Source organism: Actinomycetospora aurantiaca (assembly GCF_037401875.1).
In the GTDB taxonomy this organism is placed as follows: Bacteria; Actinomycetota; Actinomycetes; order Mycobacteriales; family Pseudonocardiaceae; genus Actinomycetospora; species Actinomycetospora aurantiaca.
Genome location: NZ_JBBEGN010000001.1, coordinates 462,628 through 483,717 on the forward strand (window position 1 = coordinate 462,628; position 21,090 = coordinate 483,717).

Below are 21,090 nucleotides of genomic sequence, written 5' to 3' on the forward strand. Positions count from 1 at the left end.
CTCACGTGAAGCAGGCCCTGGTGATCGGCCACGACCACGTCGCCGCGATCGAGCACCTCGGAACCGACCTCGAACGGCGCGGGTTCTCGGTCTCCGGGTTCACGGTCGTCCCGGAAGACCGCTTCACGCGTCCCGACGTCGTCGTGACCTACCCCGACCCGCTCGCGTGGGACCTCGTCGTGACCGTCGGTGCGCCCTGGCCTCGTCATGCCATCGACGGCTGGGCCCGCCGCGAGGTGGAGTTCCTCGCCCGCCGCCACGAGCACGGCCGGCCGACGCTGGGCCTCTGCTTCGGCGGGCAGCTGCTGGGTGAGGCGCTCGGGGTCGCGACGACGCCGCTGCCCGCGCGTCGCGTCGGCTGGCACCCCGTCGACCCGGTCGTCCCGGAGATCCGGGCCGGACCGTGGTTCCAGTGGCACGCCGAGCAGCTGACGGCGCCCGCCGGGGCCGAGGTGCTGGCGCGTTCCCCCGACGGCGTCGAGGCCTTCCGCGCCGATCGTTCCGTCGCCCTGCAGTTCCACCCGGAGATGACGCCGCGCCTGCTGCGGCGGTGGCTCACGCTGCCCGGGGGCCACGGTCTCGACGACCCGGACTCCCTGGAGGCCGACACCCGTCGTCATGCCGACGGCGCCGCGCGGGCAGCGCGTTCGCTGCTCGACCTCCTCGGGTGACGGGTCAGGGACGCGCGGCCAGCGTCGGCAGCCCGGGGCCGGTCAGCTCGTCCAGGGCGACGGATCGTCCGGCGATCGCCATCAGGAGCGCCTCCCCCGGACCGGACACCTCGTCGCCCTCGCCGGTGCTCCAGTCGAGGTCGGTCGCCCGGAGGCGGAGCCCGCGGATGCGCGCGCTCGAGCGCAGCGGCGGCGCGCTCCGGGCGAAGTCCAGGGTGGCGACCAGACGCTCGTTCGGGATGGTCCGCGTGTCTCCCAGGGCTCGACGGATGTCCTGCTGGTGGATCATCCCGTCGGTCAGCGCGATCCGGCCGCCGAACATCGTCGTCAGGCCCCGGGGCCGACGACTGCGCTCGAGCAGGGCCAGCAGCTCGTCGGGACCGTGGTCGGCGTAGTCGGCCATTGCGACCGCGTTCATGCGGTCGAACGAGCCACGACCGCGGGCGAAGGTCCGGGCGAGGCCGGCCGGGCCGCGTTCCTCGTAGCTCAGGACGTGCGCCACGACGTCGCGGACGGTCCAGCCCTCGCAGAGCGTGGGTGCGTCCCACTGCGCGGGTTCCAGTGACCGCAGCAGCTCCGCGAGGTCGTCGCGTTCCTGCTCGGCGAATGCCATCACGCTCGCGGCCACGGGCGAACTGTAGGACCCGACCCGTCGTCGGGAAAAATTCTGGCGCGAGGTGTCGAGACGGCCGCGGCGGCTCCGTCCCCGGGGTGCGAGCGGCCCGCCCCGGGCCGCCACGACGAAGGAGATCGCGATGAAGTACCTGCTGCTCAAGCACTACCGCGGTGGCCCCACCCCGGCGACCGACCAGCCCTCGATGGACCACTGGACCCCGGAGGAGATCGACGCGCACATGGCGTTCATGCGCGACTTCGGCGCGCGCCTGGAGGCCAACGGAGAGTTCGTCGACGCGCAGGCGCTCTCGATCGAGGGCACGTTCGTGCGGTCCGACGGCGAGGGGCGCCCGCCGGTGACCGACGGTCCGTTCGCGGAGACGAAGGACCTGATCGCGGGCTGGTACGTCATCGACGTGGAGTCGTGGGACCGGGCCGTCGAGCTGGCCGGGGAGCTGTCCGCCGCGCCGGGTGCCGGCGGGAAGCCGATCCACGAGTGGCTCGAGGTCCGGCCGTTCCACACCGGGACCTCCCTCTTCGAATGAACGACGAGCTGCTGCGGGAGCTGGTCCCGTCCGTCATCGGTGTCCTCGTCCGGCGCGGAGCAGACTTCGCGTCGGCCGAGGACGCCGTGCAGGAGGCCCTGATCCGCGCCGTCGAGACCTGGCCGGACGACCCGCCCCGCGACCCGAAGGGCTGGCTGGTCGCGGCGGCGTGGCGGAAGTTCCTGGACGCCGTCCGATCCGAGTCGTCGCGACGCGGACGGGAGGAGGCGGACTTCTCGTCGTCGGCCCCCGTCGAGGTGTCGGACGTCGACGACACGCTGCGTCTGTACTTCCTGTGTGCGCATCCGTCCCTGCCCGCCGCGTCGGCCGTCGCGCTGACGCTGCGGGCGGTGGGGGGACTGACGACGCGCCAGATCGCCGAGGCGTCCCTGGTGCCCGAGGCGACGATGGCGCAACGGATCAGCCGGGCGAAGAAGCGGATCGCCGGGGTCCGGCTGGACCAGCCCGGCGACCTCCCGACGGTGCTCCGGGTGCTCTACCTCGTGTTCAACGAGGGCTACGGCGGCGACGTCGACCTGGCCGCCGAGGCGATCCGCCTGACCCGCCAGCTCGTCGCCCTGACCGAGGAGCCCGAGGTCGCGGGGCTCCTCGCGCTGATGTTGCTGCATCACGCGCGCCGTTCCTCCCGCATGGTGGACGGGCGGCTGGTGCCGCTGCGGGACCAGGACCGGTCGCGGTGGGACACCGCCCTGATCGCGGAGGGCGTCGTGGTGCTGCAGAACGCCCTGGCCCGCGACCGGCTGGGCGAGTACCAGGCGCAGGCCGCCATCGCGGCGCTGCACGCCGACGCGGCGAGTGCCTCGGAGACGGACTGGCCGCAGATCGTGGAGTGGTACGACGAGCTGCTGGCGCTCACCGACAGCCCGGTGGTGCGGCTCAACCGGGCGGTGGCGGTCGGGGAGGCGTCGGGCCCGGCCGCCGGGTTGGCGGCGGTGGCGGAGGTCGGTGCGGACGTGCCGCGTCGGGACGCGGTGCTGGCGTGGTTGCACGAGCGGTCCGGGGACCTGGAGGTGGCCGCCGAGTTGTACGTCGCGGCCTCGAAGGCCGCAGCCGGCGTGGCCGAGCGGGATCACCTCACCCGCGAGGCCGCCCGGGTGCGGTCCCTGCTGTAGGTCAGCGCGATCCAGAGTTGTGGGACGCACACGGCCGTGCCGAGTCGGACCACATCGGGGCCGCGTTGCAGGACGCACATCGAGGATTGCTCCGAACGGCTCTTGATCTTATCGAACACGTGTTCGATCATGGGTGCATGACGGCGGCGGTGTGGTACCTGGACCCGAACGGGTCCTGGCAACCCCGCGCCGAACGACAGCAGCCCCCGCCGTCGGGCGAACCGGGTGAACGGCTGGCGCGGATCCTGCCGCTCCGCCCGCCGGACCCTGAGCCCGACGCCGGGTGGGCGGTGCCCGGGGTCGAGCCGCCCGACTCCGCGGAGAAGCTGTCGCGGTCCTCGCGCGCGGCGCTGGCCGAGATCGCCGACGCCATGACCGCCTACCGGCGGGCCGGGGCGCGGGTCTACCGGGCGATCACCGCCCTGGACGCCTCGGACGCGGTCGCCGAGTCCGGCTACCGCGACCTTCCGCGGCTGCTGACCGACCACGCCCGGCTCGACCCGGCCGAGACCAAACGACTGACCAGACACGCCGAGGCGCTGCACCCTCGGGTCACCCCCGCCGGGGCCACCGTGGAGCCTGACCTGCCCGCCACCTCGACGGTGGTCGACGACGGTGCCGCCGGGGACGGGCACGTCGAGGTGATCTGGAAGACGATGACCCGGCTGCGGGGGGTCGACGACCTCGACGCCGAGGTGCTGGCCACCGCCGAGGAACAGCTCGCCGAGTTGGCGCGCACGCACTGCCCGGCCGCGCTCGCACGGGCGGCGGGGGTGATCGCCGATCGGCTCGACCCCGACGGAGCCACCCCGGCCGAGGACCCGCCGCGGGAGAACGAGCTGACCTACACCCGGCGTAAGAACGGTGACCTGCACGCCAAGACCATTCTGCGTGACCCGGTCGCGGCGGAGTTGTTCGACCAGGCCATCCGCGGGGCGACCCTGCCGCCGCAGTCCGCGGCCGTCGCCGACCCCGACACCGGACACGCCCCCACCACCACCGACGGGGCACGAGGCGAAGACCCGCACGTGGAGGCGCGGGAGTCCAAACCGTCCCGCCAGGCCGGCGCCCTGATGGACCTGATCGCCGCCGGGTACGCCGCCGGCCTCGACGAACCCCACCAGACAACCGACGCCGACGGGCAGATCGAGTTCGGCGGTGCGGACGAGGAGTTCCTGCCCGACGACGACCCCGAGCCCGACCCGTGCGCCGAGGACACCGCGCGTGGGAGCGACGCCGGCGCTGATGCCGGCAGCCACGACACCGACCCCGACCGAGACCCCGACGGATCCGGCACCGGCACCAGCGCGGACGCGCCCGATCCCGACCCGGACGCCGACCCCGCCGACCCCGCCGACGACAGCGACGGCCCGGACGGCCCGGCAGCACCACCGCCGCCGTCTCCGTCTCCGCCGCCGAGGCCGCGGCCGGCGCGGGCCAGAGACGTTCCGCGGCTGCAGCTGACCGTGACCCTCGACTTCGAGACGCTGCGCGACCAGCTCGCCGACCGCTCGAAGGCCCTCGCGCTGCTCGAGGACACCACCTGGATCCGCCCCGAGACCGTGCGCCGCTTGGCGTGCGACGCCGAGATCATCCCCATCGTCCTCGGCTCCAAGGGCGAGGTCCTCGACGTCGGCCGCGCGTCCCGCACCCCACCGGCCGGGCTACGGCGCGCCATCTGGGCCCGCGACCGGCACTGCGCGTTCCCCGGCTGCCGCCGCAAAGCCCGCCACTGCCAGATCCACCACATCCGACACTGGGCCCACCACGGCGAGACCGAGCCCGACAACCTCGGACTGCTCTGCACCTACCACCACGGACTGGTCCACCACTCCGGCTGGGAGATCGTCATGCACGACCACCTGCCCTGGTTCATCCCACCCAAGTGGCTCGACCCCACCCGCACCCCCCGACACAACCGCCCCTGGACCATCTGAGCCCGACCCCTACACGCCCGCCGTCGCTCGGGCCGGGTAGTCGGGCAGCGTGAGCAGGTCGACGGGCGGGGGCGGGACCTGCCCGCGGACGCGGCCGACGGCCCGGCCGACCGGGCCACCTAGGAGTCGGAGTCCGGTCCGGAGCAGGGTGCGGTGCCATTCCACGCGCGGGTGGCCGTGGCGCGGGACGAACGTCTGCGCCTTGTCGGTCATCGGGCGCAGCAAGCGCTCGTAGCGGGCGAACGCGCCCGGGACGTCGTCCGGGGTGGACCCCAGCTCACCGGCCAGGACGTAGGCGCCGGCGAGGGCGCTCGTCGTCCCGGTCCCGAACGGCCCCGCGCACCAGGCCGCGTCGCCGAGCAGCACCACCCGCCCGCGGTGCCAGGTCGGGAGCCGCACCTGGGCGATCTGGTCCACGTAGAGCGAGGGGTCGTCGAGGGCGGCCAGGACGCGTGGGGCCTCCCACCCGACGTCGGCGTAGGTCGCCCGGAACAGCTCGACGGCGTTCTCGCGGTCGAGGCGGTCGAACCCGCGCAGGTCGGTGTACAGGCTCAGCATGGCGCGGGTGCTCCCCACGTTGTCCGGACGCAGGTGGACCAGCCGCCCCCGGCCCGCGAAGTAGATGCGCCACTGGCGGTCGTCGGCCGCCACCCGCGGGACCGTCACGTAGGCCCCGACGAGACCGAGCTCGGAGATCGCCGGCTCCGGGAACACGAGGTCCCGCGAGCGCGACCGGGAGCCCTCCGCGAGCACGACGGCGTCGAACCGGCGGTCCGCGCCGCGGGCGAACGACACGTCCACGCCGCGGCCGTCGTCGTGCAGCGCCGTGATCCGGTCGCCGAAGACGTACTCGGCGCGGCGGGCGGAGTGGTCGTACAGGACCCGGGCGAGCTGCCCCCGCAGGATCTCCAGCTCGGCGGTCGGGGCACCGTCCGCGTCCCCGGCGCCCGCGGGGAACGAGGCGTACGCCCGCCCGTCCTCGTCCACGAACGCGAGGCCGGTCTCGCTGGTGTGGTGCTCCCGGACGGCGTCCTCGAGCCCCATCCGGCGCAGCACCTCACGCCCCGCGCCGCGGACGTCGACGTTCTGCCCCTCGTCGCGCAGGTGGTCGGAGCGTTCGACCACCGTCACGTCCCACCCGGCCGCGGCCAGCCACGACGCGGCGGCGGGTCCGGCGATACTCGCGCCGGACACCAGAATCCTCGGTGCACCCATGTCGCCGGGCTACCCGGTCGGTAAGGAACTTAACGACCTGAGGACGTGAGGATGAGCGACGAGGCGATCCGCCGGGAACCCGGACTCGAGGCGCTGACCGACACGACGCTGGCGGTCCGTCGCCTCATCAGCGCCTCCCAGGACCTGACGGTCCGCACCGCCCGGGACATGGCGATGAACGTCGGCGACATGACGGCGATCCTGCTGCTCAGCGAGCACGGCCCGATGGGCGTCGTCGAGCTCGCCGGCCGGCTGGGCGTCTCGTCCCCCGCGACCACGATGCTGGTCGACCGGCTGGAGCGCAGCGGACACGTCGAACGCGTCCGCGATCCCGACGACCGCCGACGCGTCCGGGTCACCGACACGGAGACCGGCCGGGCGTCGACGCGGCAGGCATGGCTCCCCGCCATCGAGGAGATCGACGCGGTCTGCCGCTCGCTGTCGGAGTCCGAGCAGGCCCTCGCCCGGGACCTGCTGGACCGCCTCACCGGGGCGATGTCGCGGGCGCCCCGGCGGTAGCCCCGAGTCGCAGCACCTCCACGTGCAGGGTCCCGTCCACCACGGCCTCCGTCTCCACGCTCGGCGACCACGGGGCCAACGCCGCCCGGGCCGCCGCGAAGGTCGTGCCGCGGGACCCGAGCAGGATCACCTGCGCACCCGGAGCGGCGTCCAGCTTCTTCCGGTCCGCAGCCGAGAGCGCCGGCATCGACGACGACAGGCCGTGCACCGGCCCGAGGTACTGGGCCGCGGCGCGCGACGGCACCTCGTCGGGCAGGGAGCCCGCGGCCGGCGGCTCCACCCAGGTCAGCGCCCGGACCGGGGCCCGCGGGACGACGTCGACCACCGAGGCCATCGTCGAGTAGGCCGTCACCGCCGACCGGTCCGGATGACCGCCGACCGCCCCGTAGTCCGCGAGCGGGTAGCGCACCTGCCCGGGAGCGTAGGCGGTGCTCGGCTGGCCGGTGGTCAGCAGCACGAGGCCGACCGTCACGACGAGGACGGACGCGGCCCGCCGTCGGGGACCACCGGCCACGACGGCCGCCACCACGACCACCACCGCCACGGCCAGCCCCACGGGGACCACCCCGAACCGAGGCGACCCCGTCCAGGACTGCAGCACCGCGAGCCCCAGTACCGCCACGACCGGCCACCAGGACGACGACACCGCCGAGAGCAGCAGCGCCGTCGTCAGGCACGCGCCCGCCCAGAGCAGCGACGAGTAGAAGTAGTACTCCAGCGTGAACCCGCTGGACGCCTGGATCGCCAGGAACGCGAGGAGACCCAGACCGCTGCCCAGCACGACGACCGCGTCCCCGCGCGGGGGCCACTCCCCCGTCCGGCGCCGCCGCCGCGCACACCGCCAGGCCCACGCGATCACGACGGCGGGTGGCACCAGCAGGTAGGTCGCGCGCTGCGCCCAGGCCCAGGTCGTGGAGTGCCACAGCCGGATCTGGTCGGGCCGCTGCAGGCGGAGCAGCTGGTCGACCGTGGGCCCGAACAGGTCCGCGCGCCCGTACACGAGCAGCGCGCCGAGTACCGCGAGCCCGGTCGCCGCCACGATCCCGAGCACGACCGCCGCGAGCTCGACGACCACCCGCCGCGTCCGCGCCCGGCGCACGCCCGCGTGCCGGGACCACCCGCTGACCAGGACCGCGAGCAGCGCGGCGGCCACCAGCGGGAACGCCGCCGGGTGCGCGTGCACCGCGAGGCCGAGGAACACCCCGGCCAGGCCCCGCGCCACCAGGCGCCGCGCACCCGTCGTCGGGAACACCAGCAGGGGCAGGCCGGCGAGCAGGTAGGCGAGGGCGGCGCCGTCGGGATAGTCCGAGCCCCAGGCCATCGCGACGACGGGTGAGGTCAGGATGACCACGACGGCGAGCGCCCCGGCCGACAGCGAGCGGCGGCGCAGCCAGAGGTAGACGGGCACCGTCGCGAGCAGCGCGAAGGCGTAGCGCAGGACGACGAAGCCGCCGACGTCGCCGAACGCGAGCTGCGCCAGGTGCGCCGGGAGGATCTGCCCGACCCGCACCCAGAAGTAGTCCGCGGTGCCGAAGCGCTCGATGAGGTCCGCGCCGTGGCGGGCGTAGGCGGTGGAGAAGTTCGGGTCGACCATCGTCCACCGGGTCTGCAGGCCGACCGACATCGGCGTCAGGCGCAGGAGCACCGCGACGATCCCCGGGGCGAGCAGCAGTCCGAGCGCCTCCACCCACCACGGGACGCCGCGGGCGGGCCGGCGGTGGACCGCGGTCGGCGGAGTGGCCTCGAGGGTGCTCATGCCTGCGTCCCGATCACGGTGGCGAGGGCGTCCTTCGCCAGCGCGGCGACGCCCATGCCGCCGCGGTCGGTGGCGGCGTAGTCGTGGTCGCCGGTGGCCCGGCGGGCCAGGACGCCGAGCCCCCGGGTCACCCGCACCCCGAGGGTGGCGCCGTCGGTGTCGCGGTAGGTCTCCGCCCGGCGGTCCCAGCGCCGGGCGAGCCGCTCGAAGTAGCCGCCGGAGGAGACCCCGATCGACTGCAGCCACACCCCGTACCCGCGCGCCGCGTCCGCCCGGATCGCGAACTCGTCCGCGCCGATCGACAGCGCGCCCCACCAGGCGGCCGCGCCGCGGACGGTCGGCGCGCCCGCCGCGTTGGCGCCGTGCTGGCGGTACAGCGCGAGCTCCTCGGCGAGCTCGCAGCGCCGGCCGCGGGCGAAGGCGATCAGGGCGACGACGTGGTCGTGGTGCATCGCGCGCAGCGTCTGGTGGGAGTTCGGCCGGGTGTCCCAGGCGACCCGGTCCAGCCCGCGCCCGTGGCGGAGGTCGTCGAGGAGGCGGCGGCGGAAGACGGTCGCGAAGCCGGACGCCACGTGCCAGGGGTCGCCCTGGAGCGGGTCCAGGCAGATCGTGCGGCGCGGGTCGGGGTGGTTGAACCCGAGCGACTCGGCGTCGGCGTCGACGACGCGGGCGGCGTGGTGCACGAGGTCGGCCCCGGTCCCGGCGAGGGTGTCCAGGCACCGCTCGAGCTTCGCGGGCAGCCAGATGTCGTCCTGGTCGGACCACGCGATCACGTCGCCGCGGGACGCCTCCAGGGCGTGCCGGAAGTTGTCCGCGAGCCCCGCACGCGGGCCGTCGAGGATCCGCACCGGGAACGGCGCCCACCGGGCGAAGTCGGCGAGGACGGCCGGCGTGGCGTCGTCGGACCCGTCGTCGGAGACCACCAGCTCGTCCGGACGCCGGGTCTGGCGCGCGATGCTCGCGAGCTGTTCGGGCAGCCACCGCGCGCCGCGGAAGGTCGCCATGACGACGGACAGGGTGGTCATGAGGTCCTCCCGGACAGCAGTGCGGCACCGGCGAGCAGCGAGTAGCAGCCCTGGCCGACGAGCCAGCCGAGGCCGAGGCCGGTGAGCGAGTGGGTCGCGCCCACGACGGTCGCGGCGAGCACCACTGCGGAGCCGACGGTGTTGACCGCGGTGAACGCGACGATGCGGCCTGCGGCGTTGATGACGACGTCGGCGACGTAGTTGAAGGCGCCCAGCAGGCTGCCGAGCGCCATGAGCCGCAGGCACCACGTGGCCGCGGTGTACTCCGGCCCGAACACCGCCAGGACGAAGGGCGCGATCACGACGACGATCCCGACGGCGGGTGCGACCAGCGTGTACGTCCCGCGCAGGGCGCGGCGCACGATCACCCGGGTGTCGTGCACCTTCGTCGAGAGCTCCGCGAACAGGGACTGCGAGATCGTCGTCGGGATCGCGTTGAGCGCCGAGACGAGCAGCAGCGCCGCGGTCGTGAACGCGCCGGCGGCGGGGCCGAGCAGGGCGACCGCGACGATCGGGGTGAACGCGAGCGGCGCGATCGAGACGAGCATCGAGGCGTAGTTGCCGCCGGAGAACGTGATCTTCCCGGCGAGGGCCGCGAACGGGTGCCGCGCCCGCTCGTCGTCGGGAAGGGATCGGGTCTGCCGCAGACCGACGGTGAACGAGATGACGGCCGCCAGCGCGGTGGAGACGAGCAGCGCCCACATCAGCCCGTCGTGCTGGTCGACGCCGGCGAGCGCGAGCAGCGGCAGCGCGGCGATGCGCACGGCGCCGGCGAGGGCGTTCTTGACGACGATGCTGCCGGTGACCCGGAAGCCCACGATGACGGCGTCGACCACCGGCCCGACCGCCATCGCGACGACGAGCGCGACGACGAGCAGCCGGGAGGTCGGGCCGAGCGGGAGACCGAGTCCGCCGGGGACCGTCACGATGGCGGTCGCGACGACGAGGCTGGTCGCGCCCACGAGACCGACCGCGGCGAGGACGAAGGACCGCTGGTCGGGCTCGGCGTGCAGGAAGCGCACGACGGTGTTCGGCATGCCGACGCCGGCGGCGGCGGCGGCGAAGCCGAGTCCGGCGACGAGCGCGGAGACGGTCCCGACCGTGTCCGCGGGCAGCATCCGCGCCGCGAGCGCCCAGAACGCGAAGCCGAGCAGCCCGGAGATGACGTAGTTCGCCATCAGCAGCGCGGAGTTGCGGACGAAGCTCTCGCGGGCGACGTGGCGGATACGGGTCAGGCGGGTCGGGGTCGCGGTGGTCATGCGCGCCTCCATCCGAGGGGTGCGGGGGCGAGGTCGCGGACCGGTCGGGCGGGGACGCCGACCGCGAGGACCCCGGGCGGGATCACCCCGGTGACGACCGCCCCGGCCCCGATCACGGCGTGCGCCCCGACGTGGGCACCGGGCAGCAGGGTCGCGGCGCGGCCGATCCAGGCGTGGTGCTCGACGACGACCGGAGCGGTGCGGACCGCGGCCAGGTGGTCGACGGCGTGGTGGTCGGTGTCGGCGACACCGACGAGGTCGCCGACGTGGACGTCGTCGCCGATCTCGATGCCCGTCGTCGCGACGAGGCTCGCGCCCTGGTTGACGAACACGCGGTCGCCGATCGTCAGGGTGCCGCCGGGGTGGGCGCCGAGCTCGATCCGGCCCGTGACGGCGCGGAGGGAGAGCTCGGCCCCGAGGACGACGGTGCCGCCGGTGTGCAGGGCCGGGAGCAGGCCGTCGCAGCGGACGAGCCCGCTCGTGCGGACGCCGCGGGCGCGCAGGACGGCGGTGCAGGCCGCGGAGCGGGCGGCGAGGACCGCGAGGCCGGCCGGGTTGCGGGGGCGGCTCATCGGAGGGCTCCGGCCGGGGTGGGGTCGGCGGTGGTGTCGGCGGCGGTGTCGGCGGAGGTGTCGGTGGAGGTGTCGGTGGCGGCGCGCGGTCCCGGGATGGCTGTCGGGGGTCGCTGGTAGAGATCCAGCAGGGCGGCGGCGAGGCGCTCGGGGGCGTGCTCGGCGCGGGTGCGGGCGACGTCGGCGCGGAGCCGGGCGAGGCGGGCGGGGTCGGCGAGCAGGGCGGACAGGGCGGCGGCGAGAGCGGGGGTGGTGTCGGGGTCGGCGGCGGGCACGGTGACCGCGGAGGGCGGGAGGTCGGCGCGCAGGCCGGGGAGGTCGGTGGCGACGACGGCGGCGCCGGCGGCCACGGCGCGGTTGAGCACGCCGCTCTGGGTGGCGGTGCGGTAGGGCAGCACGACGACGGCGGCGGTGGCGAGGAGGTGGTCCAGGGTCGGGTCGTCGACCGCGCCGGTGAAGGTGACGTTCCTGCCGAGGGCGCGGCGGCGGAGCTCGGCGGCGTACCGGTGGTCGCGGGGGCCGAAGGCGCGGAACACGCCGCGGCGGGGGCGCACGGCGCCGGCGACGACGAGGCGGGCGCCGGGGAGGTCGTCCAGCGCGGCGACCGCGTCGATCGCCCGCTCGAGGCCCTTGTCGGGGTGGAGGTAGCCGAAGCACAGCACGGTGGTCTCCTCGCGGGCACCGAGGGTCGGTGCGCTGGTGGTCGCGCTGCCGAAAGCGCCGTGCGGCACGACGGTGACCCGCTCGAGGTCGACGCCGCAGGTGGCCAGGCCCTCGAGCGCGGCCGGAGTGTGGACCACCAGGACGTCTGCCGCGGCGGCCAGCGCGCGGTAGAGCCGGCGGGCCACCGGGCCGAGCAGCGCGAGCTCGCGGGTGACCTCGTGGAGCGTCACGACGGTGCGCGTCCCCTCGCGGCGGAGCCGGCGCAATGCTGCGACCAGCGCCGGGGTGGCTGCGCCCCAGGCCGGGACCGTGAACTGCAGGTGCACCGCGGCGGGCTCGTGGGCGCGGACGGCGGCGGCGATCCGGCCGGGCGTCACGAGTCCGGGGAGCCGGGTGGTCGTGGCGTCGGCGGGGCCGGGCGAGGTGGTGACGACGGCGGTGCCGGCGACGCCGGGCGCGGCGGCTGATGGGGCGGCCAGTGCGGCGGCGAGGTCGGCGCTGTGGCGGGCGAGGCCGTCCTCGGCGGGCGCCCACGGGGTGAGCAGGACGACCCGGGCGCCGGGGGCGCTCGGTGTCAGCACTGGTCCATCGCCGACACCTGACGTCAGAGAGGCGCCGGTCGCACGGTCGGCGAGGGTGTCGATCAGGTCGGCGTAGCGGTCGGCGATCCGCTGCGGGTCCCGGCCGGCGGCGACCAGGGCGGCCCGGGAGCCGACCGCCGCGCGGAGCCGGGCGCCACCGCCGACGAGGGTGCGGAGTCCCCCGGCCAGCGCGGCGACCCGCTCGGCGTCGGTGCGGCCGGGGGCGTAGCGCAGGAGGGCGCCGTCGGGGAGGTCGGCGAACGCGGGGAGGTCGGGGACCAGGCAGGCGGCGCCGGCGGCCATGGCGGTCAGCACCGAGGCGCTCGTCGTCACCGACCGGAACGGCAGCACGACCCCGTCCGCGGCCGCGAGGAGTTCGGCGAGCTCGAGGTCGTCGAGCCGGCGTAGGTCCAGGCGAACCGCGATCGACGTTGCGGCTCTTGTGCCGTCCAGTGTCAGCATGGCCGCAGTGCTGACATCCGGGGACGCGAGGCGCGACGCCAGCGACGCGTCCCGGCACTCCCCCGCGACGACGAGCACGACCGACGGCAGCCCCGGCAGGGCGTCCAGCAGGTCGGTGACGCCCTTGTAGGCCTCCACCTTCCCGACGAAGGCGAGGAGCACCGCGTCGTCGGGCACGTCGTAGGCGGCCCGGACCGCGGCGGCCGGGCGCACCGGGTCGGGCGCCGGGAGGGCGGCGAGCGGGACGACGTGCACCGGGCAGCGCGGGCCGAAGCGCTCCAGCTCGGCGGCACCGGCGGCGGTCGGCGCGACGATCGCCGAGCAGGCCGCGACGAGCGTGCGGCGCGCGGCCTCGTCGTCGTCGAAGACCGGGGCGTGCGGCAGGGTGTTGTGCGCGGTCCACAGCACCCGCAGGCCCAGCAGGCGGGCCAGCCGCAGGCAGCCCCCGAACCACGCCCGGAAGACCCGCGCGACCCGCCGTCCGGACGCCCAGGCCGGCACGAAGCCGAACGTCCAGTGCACGTGCAGCACCCGCGCGCCCCAGCACCGGCCCGCGACCAGCAGCACCGGCACCAGCAGGACGTCCAGCGTGTGCGAGGACGTCGGCCCGGACACGTACCGGACCTCGTGCCGGTCGGCCATCGGCCCGTAGAGGCCGGGCTGGAACGGCCCGGGGTCGCGGGGCAGGGCGAGCACCTTCACCGGGTCACCTCGCGGGGCAGTTCGCGGAGCACCCCGGCGCCGTAGGCGAGGTGGTCGGCGACGGTGAGCAGGGGACGCCGGCTGCGGTTCCGGAGCAGCGGCACGGCCAGCAGGACCACGTAGGCGGGCCACCGGAGCGCCAGGGGCAGCCCGACCAGGAACAGCGCGTAGGCCACCGGCACCGGGTCGCGGCGCAGCACCCCGCGCAGCCGGTCGCGGTGCTTGCCGTAGAGCCGGACGCGGGCGCGGCCGTAGGCGTGGGCGCGGCGCAGCTGGCGCCGCGCGCCGCCCCAGTCGTGCGTGACGACGGCGTCGGGGACGTTCCGGGCGCGGTGTCCGGCGGCGGCGAGCCGCCAGGTGAAGTCGACGTCCGAGCCGTAGGCGAACCGCTCGTCGAACCCGCCGACCTCCTCCCACGCCGTGCGCCGGAAGGCCAGGTTGATCGTCGGGGCGTCGTCGACGTAGCGGCCGGTGCCGCGCTGGGCGACCCCGCCGTACAGGTCGACGTCCGTCCCGACGGCGGGCCCGCACGCGACCGTGTCCTCCCCCGCGAGGATCGGGGCGACCAGGCGCGCGAGCCAACCCGGCTGCGGCACGCACCCGGCGTCGGTGAACACCACGACGTCCCCGCGCGCGACGGCGACGCCGACGTTGCGCTGGTGGGCGATGGAGGTCCGGACCCCCGGGGGCGGCGTGTAGGCGAACCACCGCACGGCGGGGAACCCGTCGCGGATGCCGTCCAATCGACCGGCGGAGGCGTCCACGACGACGACGTCGAGCTCCGGGTCGGAGACGAGCGCGGCCAGCGTCCCGGCGAGCGCCGGCTCGTCCTTGGACACGATCACGACGGAGATGCTCATCGCCGGCTCCCCTGCAGGAAGCCCGCGAACGTCGCCGCGTCCTCGGCGGCCGCGACGTAGGAGAACGGCACCCGGCCGCCGAAGCGCGACGGCGGGTAGAGCAGCACCGGGGCGACGAGGCCCGTGACGAGCGCCGCCGGCCACCGCAGCCCCGCGAGCAGGCAGGCGCCCAGGAGCAGCGGGAACGGCCGCACCGGCGGGACCCGCGAGCCCGAGGCCCGGAACGTCCGCGCGTTCCCGCGCCCGTACGCCCGGGCGCGGCGCAGCACGTCGCGCAGGTGCGGGTCGAACTCGTGGTGCAGGACGACGTCCGGCGCGAAGCGGACCGCGGCCGGCCCGAACTCGGCGCGCAGCCGCCGGCAGAGGTCCTCCTCGTCGCCGCCGAACCGGATGGCCGGGTCGAACCCGCCGACCGCCGCCAGCGCGGAGCGCCGCACCAGCATGCTGGCCCCCACGAGCGAGGCGACCGGGCGCGGGGCGCCATCGATCGGGGCGCGGCGCGCGGCGCGCACGTACCCGGCGAGTCGTGCCCAGGGCGACGACCGCGTCGTCGCCTCCTCGACCGGCGCGAGCGGGCGGGTCGCGTCGGCGTACCGGCGGGCCGCGGTGTCGGTCGAGGCCGCGTGCACGGACCCGCCCACCGCGACCGCGTCCGGGGGCAGGGCGGCGACCAGGCCGGCGAGCCAGCCGGGACCGGGGCGGCAGTCGTCGTCGGTGAAGGCGACGAGGTCGGTGGCCACGCGGGCGATCCCGGTGGTGCGGGCGGCCCCCAGGCCGCGGTTGACCTCGTGCCGTACGACAACGGGGCGCAGCGGGTGCCGGACGGCGAGTTCGGCGGTGGCGTCGGTGGAGCCGTCGTCGACGACGACCACGGCCGCCGGCGGGAGCTCCTGCGCCTCCAGCGCGTCGAGGCAGGCGACGATCCCGCGGGCACCGTCGCGGCTGCACACCACCACGGTCACGGGGCTCACGGCGCTCACGGCACCGCCGGCGCGTCGGCCACGCGCGGCGCCGGGACGACGGGGACCACGGGGACCACCGGCGTCACCGGCGTCTCGCGCTCGATCACCAGCGGCGGACGCCGCTCGAAGCGGACGCGGCCGAGGGTGCGCAGACACGCGACGCCGTCCCGCCAGGTGATCTTCTTGCCCATCGAGTGGCTGCGGCCGTAGTAGCTGACCGGCACCTCGAACGGCCGCACGCCGTGGCCCAGCAGCCAGGCGGTGAGTTCGGTGTCCAGGGCGAAGCCGCGCGAGCGCGGGGTGAACTGGCGGAACAACGCCGTCGGGACGAGCTTGAGGCAGGTGTGCAGGTCGGTGAGGGCGGCGTTGAACAGGACGTTGGCGGCGAAGGTCGTGAACTTGTTGCCCAGCGCGTAGTGGTAGCTGTGGTAGACGGTGTTCGCCCCGAAGAGCCGGGTGCCGTAGACGACGTCGCAGCGCCCGCGGATCACCGGCTCGAGCAGCCGGGGGATGTCGTCGACGCAGTACTCCAGGTCGGCGTCGAACGGCAGCAGGTGGGTGCCGCGGGCGACCGCGGCCGCAGTCGAGAGGGCGGCGCCCTTGCCGGCGTTGCGGGCGTGGGTCAGCACGCGCAGGCGGGCGCCGATCGGGCGACCCTCGGCCCGGGCGGTCTCCTCGCGGGCGGCGTGCTCGCGCACCGCGGCGGCCAGCTCGACCGGGGTGCGGTCGGTGCTGCCGTCGTCGACGACGACCAGCTCCACCTCGCACGGGTAGCTCTGCGTGAGCACCGAGCGGACCGACTCCGCGATCGTGCGCTCCTCGTCGAAGACGGGCATGAGCACGGAGAGCCGCACCGGCGCGCTGCCGGAGAACACCCGTCCCGTGCACGCCCGCGGCGCCTCGAGAAACACCGGGTCCGCCGGCACCGCGTGCAGCCCGCGTGCGTCCGCCCGTGACTTCCCGCGGCGGGCACGCACCACGTCTCGTCCCACGTCGCTGTCCCCCTGCCCCTGCGGCTACTCGCGACGTCGTCGTCGACCGGCCTAGTTGACTACTCTGAACGGGCTGTCGAGGAGGTCCCCGAGACCGTTAGCGCCCCATCTGATGACGGCGCGTCACGATCACGTCACGGTGCGCGGCGCGGCTACCGGGTACTCCGCCGCCCGTGAACAGCTCCGACGTCCTCGCCGACGCCTTCAGCCGGGTCCGCTCCGACGTGCACCGCGCGGTGGAGGGTCTGGACGAGCGCGCCCTGAACCTGCGACTCGACCCCGACGCCAACCCGGTCGGCTGGCTGGTCTGGCACCTCATCCGGGTGCAGGACGACCACCTCGCCGAGCTCGCCGGGAGCGAGCAGGCCTACACCGCGCTCGGCTGGGCCGGGCGGTTCGGGTTCGACCTCGACCCGACCTCGATCGGCTACGGCCACACCCGCGAGCAGGTCGACGCCGTGCACGTCACCGACCCGGCCCTGCTCACCGGCTACTACGACGCCGTCCACGAGCGCACGCTGGCCTACCTGCGCACGCTCTCCGACGCCGACCTGGACGAGGTCATCGACGACGCGTGGGACCCGCCGGTCACCCGGGGCGTGCGGATCATCAGCGTCGTCGACGACGACATCCAGCACGCGGGCCAGGCGGCGTTCGTCGCGGGGATCGCCCGCCGGGCCTGACAACCACCTACAGCACGTCCGGGTGAATCGTGCCCGCGCGCGTCACCCGAACGGCCGCACCGCCGATGCTCCGGGGGAATCCCACTCTCCCGGAGGTCGTCGATGCTGGTCGCCCGGTGTGCCGGCGTGGTCGCCGCGCTGCTCGCGGCGTGGTCGCTCGTCGCAGCGCTGCTCGTGCTGGGCACCGCCGCCCTCGCGCTGCTGGCCGTCCCGACGGCGGGTGCGCTCGCGCTCGTCGTCGGGATCGCCGCCCTGGCCGTGCCGGCGCTGCTGACCCTCGCGGCCGGCGCCCTGGTCATCGGCCACGAGCACGGCCCCGCGCTGGCGGTGCTCGCGGCCGCGGTCGCCGTCGGGGCCGCCGCGGCCGGGCTCGTCGGACCCGGCGTCCCGGGCGGAGCGGGGCCGGTGGCCGCCGGCGCGGTCCTGATCGCCGTCGTCGTCACCCTCCGTACGCGTGCCGTCGTCCGCCCGGCCCTGGAGCACGCCGTGACGGCCGGGGCGGCCCTGCTGCTCGGCGCGTCCGGCCTGGCCACGCTGGCCCTCGTACCGCTCGCGGGCGCGGTCGTCGCGACGCCGGGCGTGGTCGCGCTCGTGACGGCGGGCGTGGCGGGGGGCGCCTGCCGGTCCCGCACGGCGCCCGGGAGCCTGGTGGCCGCGGCCGCGTCGATGTCCGTGCTGGTCACGGTCCTGGCGGTCGGTGCGGGCGTCGACCCGCTGCCGGCGCTGGTCGCGCTCGCCGCCCTGCTGCCGGTCGGTGTGTGTCGTGCCCAAGCATCGTTCCGGATGCCAACGATCACCCGGATGCCGATCCCGTGGAGTGATTGAGGCGACACCCGGTCGGGCACTCGCGGGCACGATCCGCAACGGGGAGGGACACCGATGTCCACGACCAGTGAGAGCCGCCCGACCACCCGCACCACAGGAGTGAGTGAGCCCGCGAGCGAGGCCGCCGCCCCGGACCCGACGCGCGGCATCGCCGATCCCGGCCCACTCGGACTGGCGGCCTTTGCGCTGACCACGTTCCTGCTGAGCCTGTTCAACGCCGGCCTGGCCCCCGAGGCGCTGGAGACGACCGTCCTCCCGCTCGCGCTGTTCTACGGCGGCCTCGCCCAGCTGCTCGCCGGGATGTGGGAGTTCCGCAAGGCCAACACCTTCGGCGCCACGGCGTTCGTCAGCTACGGCTCGTTCTGGCTCGCGTTCGCGGCCTACGTGCAGTTCGTCGAGCCCGCCCTGCCCGAGGCGCAGCACACCACCGCGACCGGCCTGTTCCTGGTCGGGTGGGCGGTCTTCACCGGCTACATGCTGATCGCGTCGCTGCGCACCACCGGCGCGCTGATCGCGGTGTTCGCCGGGCTGTTCCTGACGTTCCTGCTCCTGGCGGTCGGCGACCTGACCGGGGCCGACGCGATCGCGACGGTCGGCGGCTACGTCGGCATCCTCACCGCGCTCGCGGCCTGGTACGCCTCGTTCGCCGTCGTCACCAACGCCACCTGGGGCCGTCAGGTCCTCCCCACGGCGCCCCGGTGACCCCTGGCCTCGCGGCGGCGGTACGTCGCCGCCGCGAGGCGGACGAACGAGCGCACGAGCGGTGACGGGCCCGCGGCCGGCCAGGCGAGGACCAGCCCGCTCGGGGGCCGGTCCGCGACGGGCACGGTGACGAGCCCGGCGGGGATCACCTGGTCCAGCGGGGCCAGCGCGGACATGCCGTTCCACAGCACGGCCTGCAGGCACTCCTGGATCGTCCGGACCGGCGTCTGGTGGTCGTCCGGCAGCGCGGGCGCGGTCCAGTAGTCGGTCCAGACCCGGTCCGTGTCCGGCGGCAGCCGCACCCACCGACGGCCCGGCAGCTCCGCCAGGCGCACGGCGGACTCGCCGGCCAGCGGGTCGTCGTCGCGCACCACGATCCCGACCGGCTCGGTGCGCAGGACGTGCGTGCGCAACCCGGTGTCGGTGAACGGCAGCCGGGTCAGGGCGACGTCGACCAGGCCGGCGCGCAGCCCCGCGCTCGGGTCGCCCAGATCGGACTCGTGCACGCGCACCGCCACGTGCGGGTGCGCCTCCCGGAACGCCGGCACGATCCGCCCGCCCACGAGTTCCGCGGTGTCCGCGAGCGACCCGACCGCGAGCGTCGAGCGCCCGGCGGTCGACCGCACCCGGGCCTCGAGCCGGTCCGCGTGCTCGAGCAGCACGCGGGCGTCCTCGTAGGCGATCCGCCCGGCCTCGGTCAGCTCCACGCCGGCGGGCGTGCGGTCGAACAGGGTCGCGCCGAGGTCGGCCTCCAGCCGGTGCATGGCGCGGCTGAGCGGCGGCTGCGTCATGCGGAGGCGGTCGGCGGCCCGGCCGATGTGCCGTTCCTCGGCGACGGCGACGAAATACCGCAGCGCCCGCAGCTCCACGCCCGGAGACGCTATACCGATCGGGTATGACGCGGACCGGATCGGTGTTGGCCGCTCCCCCGGCTCCGGCGCGATCGTCGGGAGGCGATCGAACCGGAGGAAACGGGGAGGAGCAGCCATGAGGATCGGGAGTTTCCGCTACGACACCACGGAGGCGTTGTTCGACGGGTCGGTGACCGTCGAGGGGGTCGACACCACGATGATGACGGGAGCGACCCTGCCGGACGTCTTCACGCAGTTCGTGCGCGGCGACACGGCCGTCTCGGAGTTCGGGATGACGTTCCTGCTGCGGGCGCTCGACCAGGGGGCGCCGTACGTCGTCATCCCCGCCTTCCCGTGCCGCGCGTTCCGACACTCGACGATCTACGTGCACGCCGGGTCGGGCATCACCGGGCCCGCCGACCTGGTCGGGAGGACGATCGGCGAGTTCGGCGTGTACGGCCAGGACCCGGGGACCTGGATGAAGGGCGTCCTCGCCGACGAGTACGGGTTCCGGCCCGAGCAGAACCGCTGGGTGGTGGGCGGGCTGGACACCCCGCTGCCCCGCGGCTTCGAGTTCACCACCCACCCGCACCCCGACGACGTCGACGTCTCCTTCGCACCGCCGGACGACACGCTGTCCGCGATGCTGGCCCGCGGCGCGATCGACGCCCTGTTCACGGCCAACGTGCCGCAGCCGTTCCTCGACGGCTCACCGGACGTCGCCCGGCTGTTCCCGGACTACGAGCCGCTCGAGCGCGACTGGTACGCCCGGACCGGGATCTTCCCGTTCATGCACGCCGTGGTGGCCCGCCGGGACCTGCTCGAGGCCCACCCGGGTCTCGCCCGCGCGCTCTACACCGCGTTCCTCGCCGCCAAGGAGGCCGGCGCCGAGCGCTACCGGCGGTTCCGCCGCCTCTACGAGACCCCGGTCATGGTGCCGTGGCTGAACCCGCTGGTGGAGCGCAACGACGCGCTGCTCGGCGACGACTGGTGGCCGTACGGCGTCGCGGCCAACCGGTTCGCGCTGGAGGGGTTCCTGCGCCACCACCACGAGCAGGGCATGTCCCGCCGGTACACCGTCGAGGACATCGTCGCCCCCGAGCTGCTGGACACGTGAGGGCCACCCACACGGGTCGTCGGGGTGGGTCGGTGCCCGACCCGTCCGGGCGACGGTGCCAGACTCCGCCGCCATGGGGGTCCTGCCGCGTCTCGCACTGTTCCTGACGACGGGTCTGGTCGGCCTCGGCGGGACCGCGTGCGCCGCCGAGCCGACGGAGCCGGCCGAGCCGGCCCTGTCGGAGTCCGCTGCCCGCGCCGTGGACTGCCCGGACGCGCAGTGCACCGTCACCGTCACACCGGGCACGGTCGTCGACCTCGGCGACGCGGGGTCGGTGACGGTCACCGACGTCGGGACCGACACCGTCACCGTCACCGCCGGAGGCTCGCGGATCACCTCCGGCGAGGGCGGCTCCAACACCCTGGACGACATCACCTACCGGGTCACGTCGGTCCGCGACGGGTCGGCGACCCTGGAGTTCGGGCCCGCCGACGAGGACTGAT

Annotated in this window: 21 protein-coding genes; 10 read left to right on the plus strand and 11 right to left on the minus strand. The window is 75.3% G+C overall.

Features of this window, described 5'->3' with window-relative positions:
- Positions 1-5: 5 nt before the first annotated feature.
- On the plus strand, positions 6-671 hold the full coding sequence (locus WCD74_RS02140) for a type 1 glutamine amidotransferase (protein ID WP_337693169.1): 666 nt from the start codon (positions 6-8) through the stop codon (positions 669-671).
- A 4-nt stretch (positions 672-675) separates the two neighbouring features.
- On the opposite strand, the gene WCD74_RS02145 is transcribed toward WCD74_RS02140, so the two are convergent.
- Complete coding sequence (locus WCD74_RS02145; protein ID WP_337693630.1) at positions 676-1,284, minus strand: maleylpyruvate isomerase family mycothiol-dependent enzyme; 609 nt, start codon at positions 1,282-1,284, stop codon at positions 676-678.
- A gap of 142 nt (positions 1,285-1,426) precedes the next feature.
- On the opposite strand from WCD74_RS02145, the gene WCD74_RS02150 reads away from it, so the two are divergent.
- The 3 genes from WCD74_RS02150 to WCD74_RS02160 all read left to right on the plus strand — a co-directional run bounded on the left by WCD74_RS02150 (position 1,427) and on the right by WCD74_RS02160 (position 4,901).
- Complete coding sequence (locus WCD74_RS02150; protein ID WP_286056150.1) at positions 1,427-1,831, plus strand: YciI family protein; 405 nt, start codon at positions 1,427-1,429, stop codon at positions 1,829-1,831.
- Entirely contained in the window at positions 1,828-2,964 is a 1,137-nt protein-coding gene (locus tag WCD74_RS02155; RefSeq protein ID WP_337693170.1) for an RNA polymerase sigma factor, read from the plus strand. The genes WCD74_RS02150 and WCD74_RS02155 overlap by 4 nt, the downstream gene beginning before the upstream one ends.
- A gap of 137 nt (positions 2,965-3,101) precedes the next feature.
- Positions 3,102-4,901: an HNH endonuclease signature motif containing protein gene (locus tag WCD74_RS02160; RefSeq protein WP_337693171.1), complete on the plus strand. Its 1,800-nt coding sequence runs from the start codon at positions 3,102-3,104 to the stop codon at positions 4,899-4,901.
- A 9-nt stretch (positions 4,902-4,910) separates the two neighbouring features.
- On the opposite strand, the gene WCD74_RS02165 is transcribed toward WCD74_RS02160, so the two are convergent.
- Positions 4,911-6,095: an FAD-dependent monooxygenase gene (locus WCD74_RS02165; RefSeq protein WP_337693172.1), complete on the minus strand. Its 1,185-nt coding sequence runs from the start codon at positions 6,093-6,095 to the stop codon at positions 4,911-4,913.
- Positions 6,096-6,167: 72 nt separating this feature from the next.
- Between WCD74_RS02165 and WCD74_RS02170 the strand changes: the two genes are divergently transcribed.
- On the plus strand, positions 6,168-6,635 hold the full coding sequence (locus tag WCD74_RS02170) for a MarR family winged helix-turn-helix transcriptional regulator (protein WP_337693173.1): 468 nt from the start codon (positions 6,168-6,170) through the stop codon (positions 6,633-6,635).
- Here WCD74_RS02170 and WCD74_RS02175 read toward each other — a convergent pair.
- From WCD74_RS02175 to WCD74_RS02210, 8 genes are read right to left on the minus strand one after another with little or no spacing between them, the layout of a single operon-like run.
- A complete protein-coding gene (locus tag WCD74_RS02175; RefSeq protein WP_337693174.1) occupies positions 6,601-8,391 on the minus strand; it encodes a hypothetical protein in 1,791 nt (596 codons plus the stop codon). The genes WCD74_RS02170 and WCD74_RS02175 overlap by 35 nt on opposite strands.
- A complete protein-coding gene (locus tag WCD74_RS02180) occupies positions 8,388-9,416 on the minus strand; it encodes a glycosyltransferase (protein ID WP_337693175.1) in 1,029 nt (342 codons plus the stop codon). The genes WCD74_RS02175 and WCD74_RS02180 overlap by 4 nt, the downstream gene beginning before the upstream one ends.
- A complete protein-coding gene (locus WCD74_RS02185; RefSeq protein ID WP_337693176.1) occupies positions 9,413-10,675 on the minus strand; it encodes a lipopolysaccharide biosynthesis protein in 1,263 nt (420 codons plus the stop codon). The genes WCD74_RS02180 and WCD74_RS02185 overlap by 4 nt, the downstream gene beginning before the upstream one ends.
- Positions 10,672-11,247, minus strand: a complete 576-nt coding sequence (locus WCD74_RS02190; RefSeq protein WP_337693177.1) for an acyltransferase — start codon at positions 11,245-11,247, stop codon at positions 10,672-10,674. Before WCD74_RS02190 ends, WCD74_RS02185 begins: the two co-directional genes overlap by 4 nt.
- Positions 11,244-13,655, minus strand: a complete 2,412-nt coding sequence (locus WCD74_RS02195) for a glycosyltransferase (protein ID WP_337693178.1) — start codon at positions 13,653-13,655, stop codon at positions 11,244-11,246. The genes WCD74_RS02190 and WCD74_RS02195 overlap by 4 nt, the downstream gene beginning before the upstream one ends.
- Positions 13,652-14,515, minus strand: coding sequence for a glycosyltransferase family 2 protein (locus tag WCD74_RS02200; protein ID WP_337693179.1), 864 nt, complete (start codon positions 14,513-14,515; stop codon positions 13,652-13,654). The genes WCD74_RS02195 and WCD74_RS02200 overlap by 4 nt, the downstream gene beginning before the upstream one ends.
- Positions 14,512-15,486: a glycosyltransferase family 2 protein gene (locus WCD74_RS02205; RefSeq protein ID WP_337693180.1), complete on the minus strand. Its 975-nt coding sequence runs from the start codon at positions 15,484-15,486 to the stop codon at positions 14,512-14,514. The genes WCD74_RS02200 and WCD74_RS02205 overlap by 4 nt, the downstream gene beginning before the upstream one ends.
- A gap of 5 nt (positions 15,487-15,491) precedes the next feature.
- Complete coding sequence (locus WCD74_RS02210) at positions 15,492-16,469, minus strand: glycosyltransferase family 2 protein (RefSeq protein ID WP_337693181.1); 978 nt, start codon at positions 16,467-16,469, stop codon at positions 15,492-15,494.
- A gap of 173 nt (positions 16,470-16,642) precedes the next feature.
- Between WCD74_RS02210 and WCD74_RS02215 the strand changes: the two genes are divergently transcribed.
- The 3 genes from WCD74_RS02215 to WCD74_RS02225 all read left to right on the plus strand — a co-directional run bounded on the left by WCD74_RS02215 (position 16,643) and on the right by WCD74_RS02225 (position 18,679).
- Positions 16,643-17,152, plus strand: a complete 510-nt coding sequence (locus WCD74_RS02215) for a mycothiol transferase (RefSeq protein ID WP_337693182.1) — start codon at positions 16,643-16,645, stop codon at positions 17,150-17,152.
- 102 nt (positions 17,153-17,254) lie between these two features.
- Positions 17,255-17,977: a hypothetical protein gene (locus WCD74_RS02220; protein ID WP_337693183.1), complete on the plus strand. Its 723-nt coding sequence runs from the start codon at positions 17,255-17,257 to the stop codon at positions 17,975-17,977.
- Positions 17,978-18,031: 54 nt separating this feature from the next.
- On the plus strand, positions 18,032-18,679 hold the full coding sequence (locus WCD74_RS02225; RefSeq protein ID WP_337693184.1) for an acetate uptake transporter: 648 nt from the start codon (positions 18,032-18,034) through the stop codon (positions 18,677-18,679).
- Here the strand turns inward: WCD74_RS02225 and WCD74_RS02230 are convergent.
- Positions 18,652-19,548, minus strand: a complete 897-nt coding sequence (locus WCD74_RS02230; RefSeq protein ID WP_337693185.1) for a LysR family transcriptional regulator — start codon at positions 19,546-19,548, stop codon at positions 18,652-18,654. The genes WCD74_RS02225 and WCD74_RS02230 overlap by 28 nt on opposite strands.
- Before the next feature lie 118 nt (positions 19,549-19,666).
- On the opposite strand from WCD74_RS02230, the gene WCD74_RS02235 reads away from it, so the two are divergent.
- Together WCD74_RS02235 and WCD74_RS02240 are read left to right on the plus strand one after the other, a co-directional pair.
- Positions 19,667-20,647, plus strand: a complete 981-nt coding sequence (locus WCD74_RS02235) for an ABC transporter substrate-binding protein (RefSeq protein ID WP_337693186.1) — start codon at positions 19,667-19,669, stop codon at positions 20,645-20,647.
- A 73-nt stretch (positions 20,648-20,720) separates the two neighbouring features.
- On the plus strand, positions 20,721-21,089 hold the full coding sequence (locus WCD74_RS02240; protein WP_337693187.1) for a hypothetical protein: 369 nt from the start codon (positions 20,721-20,723) through the stop codon (positions 21,087-21,089).
- Position 21,090 lies beyond the last annotated feature (1 nt).